The organism is Mycobacterium sp. (assembly GCF_049280035.1).
Taxonomy (GTDB): Bacteria; Actinomycetota; Actinomycetes; order Mycobacteriales; family Mycobacteriaceae; genus Mycobacterium.
The window spans coordinates 1-4,535 of the sequence record NZ_JBAPPI010000848.1 but is presented as its reverse complement, the minus strand read 5'-3'; the positions used below and the strand labels follow the sequence as shown (position 1 = coordinate 4,535).

The following is a 4,535-nucleotide window of genomic DNA, read 5'->3' as shown; positions in this document are numbered from 1 at the left end:
GATTCGTGGCATGGGGCCCTCCTAAAAGTCCTCTGCGGGCGGTCTTACCTACCTCGACACCTGCCGGCGCACGAACGTGACCGAGCTCGGTTCTCCCGCGGCGACCCGCTGCACCCGGCTCCGCCGCGCTTGCGATCGCCGCTAACCCTGGGGAGTGACCGCATCCAAATCGAGTAGCCGTGCATGCAGCACGGTGCGATTTCGCAGTGCCGCTCGCACCGCACGGTGCAAGCCGTCCTCGAGATAGACGATGCCCTTCCACTTCACCGCGTGCGGGAACAAGTCGCCGTAGAACGTGGAGTCCTCCGACAGCAGGCGATCCAGCGCCAGCACTGTCGTGGTGGTGACCATCTCGTCGAGTCGGATTTGCCTCGGCGGAATTTGCGACCAGTCCCGGTAGGACAGGCCATGCTCGGGGTACGGCTTGCCCTCTCGCACGCCCTTAAAGATCATCCGCTGATCGTCTCCGGCGCGTCGCTGGGGCTGGACGTGGCCATGCGGGAAAGGCTAGCGCGGTGACGATGCGGGCCGGAACGGCCCGCTGAGGAGGCGCGCCATTAGCTCTAGCGGCCCAACGACTGGTTGGCTGTGGGTGCGGTAAGCAATTGCGGCTGGTGATCACCGTAAAATGGACCAGGTTGGAAAGGCGGATACGGATGGCTAGTGCCGACGAGCGTCGCTTTGAGGTGCTGCGCGCGATCGTCGCCGACTTCGTCTCCACCAAGGAGCCGATCGGCTCGAAGTCGCTGGTGGAGCGGCATAACCTCGGCGTCTCATCCGCCACCGTCCGCAACGATATGGCCGTGCTGGAGGCCGAGGGATACATCGCCCAGCCGCACACCAGCTCCGGACGGGTGCCGACGGAAAAGGGCTACCGCGAATTCGTCGACCGGCTCGACGACGTCAAACCGCTATCGACGGCTGAGCGACGTGCCATCCAAGGCTTTCTGGAGTCCGGTGTCGACCTCGATGACGTGCTGCGACGCGCGGTGCGGCTGTTGGCGCAGCTGACCCGCCAGGTGGCGATCGTGCAGTACCCGACGTTGTCGACGTCGACCGTGCGGCACCTGGAAGTGATCGCGCTGACCCCGGCCCGGTTGCTGATGGTCGTCATCACCGACTCCGGCCGGGTCGACCAACGCATCGTCGAACTCGGTGATGTCATCGACGACCACCAGCTGTCCCAGCTGCGGGAGATGCTGGGCCAAGCGCTGGACGGCAAAAAGCTTTCGGCGGCATCGATCGCGGTCGCGGAGCTTGCCGCGCAGCTCGACGGCCGAGGCGGGCACTCGAAGAGCCTCAGCGACGCTGTCGGGCGCTCGGCGACGGTGCTGCTGGAATCCCTTGTCGAGCACAGCGAGGAACGGCTGCTGCTGGGCGGCACCGCCAACCTGACCCGCAACACCGCCGACTTCGGCGGCTCGCTGCGGTCGATCCTGGAAGCCCTCGAGGAGCAGGTCGTGGTGTTGCGGCTGTTGGCCGCGCAGCAGCAAGCCGGCAAAGTGACCGTGCGTATCGGGCACGAAACCGAGGCCGAGCAGATGATGGGCACATCGGTGGTGTCCACCACCTATGGCACCACCGACACCGTCTATGGCGGGATGGGTGTGCTGGGGCCCACCCGGATGGACTATCCGGGACCTATCGCTAGTGTCGCTGCGGTTGCTTTGTATATCGGTGAAGTGCTGGGTGCCCGATGAACGCGCACTCGTTGCAGAATTTATGAATGGCCGTGATATTGCGGTCTCAAGTGGCCTAAGAGCCTAAGAAAGGTCAGGCGTGGCACGCGACTATTACGGTCTGCTCGGCGTGAGCCAGAACGCGAGCGATGCGGAGATCAAACGCGCCTATCGCAAGTTGGCGCGTGAGCTGCATCCCGACATCAACCCCGACGAGGTCGCCCAGGCGAAGTTCAAGGAGATCAGCGTCGCCTACGAGGTGCTTTCCGACCCGGAGAAGCGACGCATCGTCGACATGGGCGGCGACCCGCTGGCGAACGCGGCGTCGGCCGCCAACGGCTTCGGCGGCTTCGGTGGCTTGGGTGACGTGTTCGAGGCGTTCTTCGGTGGAGGCTCAACTTCGCGCGGACCGATCGGACGGGTTCGTCCGGGTTCGGACTCGTTGCTGCGGATGCGGATGGACCTGACCGAATGCGCGACCGGCGTCAGCAAACATGTCACCGTTGACACCGCGGTGCTGTGCGATCGGTGCCAGGGCCGCGGCACCAACGCCAATTCGGCGCCGGTGGCCTGCGACACCTGTGGTGGTCGCGGAGAGGTGCAGACGGTGCAGCGCTCCCTGCTCGGCCAAGTGATGACATCGCGACCCTGCCCGACCTGCCGCGGCGTCGGCGAGGTCATTCTGGACCCGTGCTACCAGTGCGGCGGCGACGGACGGGTGCGAGCCCGTCGGGACATCACCGTGAAGATCCCCGCCGGCGTCGGCGACGGGATGCGGGTGCGGCTTGCCGCTCAAGGTGAGGTCGGACCCGGGGGAGGACCGGCGGGCGACCTGTACGTGGAGGTCCACGAGCAGCCCCACGACATCTTCGTGCGCGACGGCGACGATCTGCACTGCACGATCTCGGTGCCGATGGTCGACGCGGCCTTGGGCACCACGGTGACCGTGGACGCGATCCTGGACGGCCTGACCGAGATCACCATCCCCGCGGGGACTCAGCCCGGTTCGGTGACGACACGGCGCGGTCACGGTATGCCGCACCTGCGTTCTGGTACGCGCGGTGATTTGCACGTGCACGTCGAGGTGGTGGTCCCGGACCGACTCGACCACCGCGACACCGAACTCCTTGGCGAGTTCAAGAGCCACCGCAACCGTGACGTAGCCGAAGTCCGGTCGACGCACGCCGCCGCCACCGGCGGATTGTTCAGCCGGCTGCGCGAGACCTTTACGGGGCGCTAGTCGGCTGCGGAGTTCAGATGCCCGGCCTGTTCTATATCGAAGCGCTGCCCGAGACCGGTCAGCTAGCCGTCGTCGGTGGTGACGAGGGCTTCCACGCCGCTACCGTGCGGCGGATCCGGCGCGGCGAGCAACTCGTGCTCGGCGACGGCGTCGGAGGTCTGGCCCGCTGTGTGGTCGAACAGGCTGGCCGCGACGGACTGCAGGCCAGGGTGTCTGACCGTTGGCAGATACCACCGGTGCAGCCGCCGGTGACCGTCGTACAGGCGCTGCCCAAGGCCGAGCGCTCGGAGTTGGCGATCGAGTTGGCGACCGAAGCCGGGGCTGATGCCTTGGTGGCCTGGCAGGCCGCGCGGTGTGTGGCCCGCTGGGAGGGGGCCCGCGCTGAGAAGGGTTTGCGGCGCTGGCGCGCGGTCGCTCGTGCCGCGGCACAGCAATCCCGTCGCGCGTATATCCCGTCGGTCGACGGCGTGCTGTCCACTGCAACGCTGAGCCAGCGGATCGGCGACGTGGTGGCGTCGGGAGGCACGGTGCTGGCGCTGCACGAGTCGGCTACCGGCCAGCTCGCGGATCTTAGCCTTGCGCAAGCGAAGTCGGTGATGTTGGTGGTGGGGCCAGAGGGTGGCATCGCTCCCGACGAACTCGCCGCGATGACCGAGGCTGGTGCCCTGGCGGTTCGGCTGGGCCCGACCGTGCTGCGCACGTCGACCGCCGCAGCGGTCGCGTTCGGTGCACTGGGTGTGCTCACGCCGCGGTGGAATCCGCCCGACGAGGACACCGGCCCGTAAAGCGGCCGCCATGCGCGTCGAGATTGACGTTAGCGCGTCTTTTTCGTGGGTTTTCCGCGTGGGCGTCGATCTCGACGCTGCAAAAACGGCCCGGCGGTAGAATCGAGACGATAACCCGCTGAACAAACCACAGAAAGCAGGCATTAGAAGCCACGTGACGCCCCGCGAGACCAACGCTGCTGATTCCTCGACAACTCCCGTTCGCAGCAGCATCGACGTTCCGCCCGACCTCGTCGTGGGCCTGCTCGGTTCCGCTGACGAAAATCTGCGCGCACTTGAGCGCATTCTGCCGGCAGATCTCCATGTGCGTGGCAACGCGGTGACCCTCTCTGGGGAGCCCGCCGACGTCGCGCTCGCCGAACGAGTGATCTCCGAACTCGTCGCGATCGTCGCCGGTGGCCAGCCGTTGACTCCCGAGGTGGTGCGCCACAGCGTGGCCATGCTGGTTGGCACCGGCAACGAGTCGCCGGCCGAGGTGCTTACGCTGGACATCTTGTCGCGGCGCGGCAAGACGATTCGGCCCAAGACCCTCAACCAGAAGCGCTATGTTGACGCCATCGATGCTCACACCATCGTCTTCGGAATCGGCCCGGCCGGGACCGGCAAGACCTACCTGGCGATGGCCAAGGCGGTCAACGCGCTGCAGCGCAAACAGGTTACCCGCATCATCCTGACCCGGCCGGCGGTGGAAGCCGGTGAGCGGCTTGGCTTTCTGCCCGGCACGCTGAGCGAGAAGATCGATCCGTACCTTCGTCCGCTTTACGACGCGTTGCACGACATGATGGATCCCGAGCTGATCCCGAAGTTGATGGCGTCCGGGATTATTGAGGT

Annotated in this window: 5 protein-coding genes; 4 read left to right on the top strand and 1 reads right to left on the bottom strand. The window is 66.3% G+C overall.

The genetic code is table 11. The features are described from left to right. Positions 1-141: 141 nt before the first annotated feature. Positions 142-453: a type II toxin-antitoxin system VapB family antitoxin gene (locus WAN71_RS27135; protein ID WP_422228285.1), complete on the bottom strand. Its 312-nt coding sequence runs from the start codon at positions 451-453 to the stop codon at positions 142-144. Positions 454-656: 203 nt separating this feature from the next. On the opposite strand from WAN71_RS27135, the gene hrcA reads away from it, so the two are divergent. From hrcA to WAN71_RS27115, 4 genes are all read left to right on the top strand, one after another. Continuing rightward, positions 657-1,700, top strand: a complete 1,044-nt coding sequence (gene hrcA / locus WAN71_RS27130) for a heat-inducible transcriptional repressor HrcA (RefSeq protein WP_422228284.1) — start codon at positions 657-659, stop codon at positions 1,698-1,700. A 79-nt stretch (positions 1,701-1,779) separates the two neighbouring features. Next, the gene (gene dnaJ, locus WAN71_RS27125; protein ID WP_422228283.1) at positions 1,780-2,919 is read left to right on the top strand and encodes a molecular chaperone DnaJ; all 1,140 of its coding nucleotides are present in this window, start codon (positions 1,780-1,782) and stop codon (positions 2,917-2,919) included. Between the two features lie 17 nt (positions 2,920-2,936). Further along, positions 2,937-3,704 carry a 16S rRNA (uracil(1498)-N(3))-methyltransferase gene (locus WAN71_RS27120; protein WP_422228282.1) on the top strand — a complete coding sequence of 256 codons (768 nt, stop codon included), beginning with the start codon at positions 2,937-2,939 and terminating at the stop codon, positions 3,702-3,704. A gap of 154 nt (positions 3,705-3,858) precedes the next feature. Beyond that, on the top strand, positions 3,859-4,535 hold a 677-nt coding region (locus WAN71_RS27115; RefSeq protein WP_422228281.1), incomplete at its 3' end, for a PhoH family protein.

Bases quoted from the DNA above. Each gene is read 5' to 3' on its own strand.
- hrcA (WP_422228284.1), top strand. From the start codon at position 657: ATGGCTAGTGCCGACGAGCGTCGCTTTGAGGTGCTGCGCGCGATCGTC.
- WAN71_RS27120 (WP_422228282.1), top strand. From the start codon at position 2,937: ATGCCCGGCCTGTTCTATATCGAAGCGCTGCCCGAGACCGGTCAGCTA.
- WAN71_RS27135 (WP_422228285.1), bottom strand. From the start codon at position 453: ATGATCTTTAAGGGCGTGCGAGAGGGCAAGCCGTACCCCGAGCATGGC.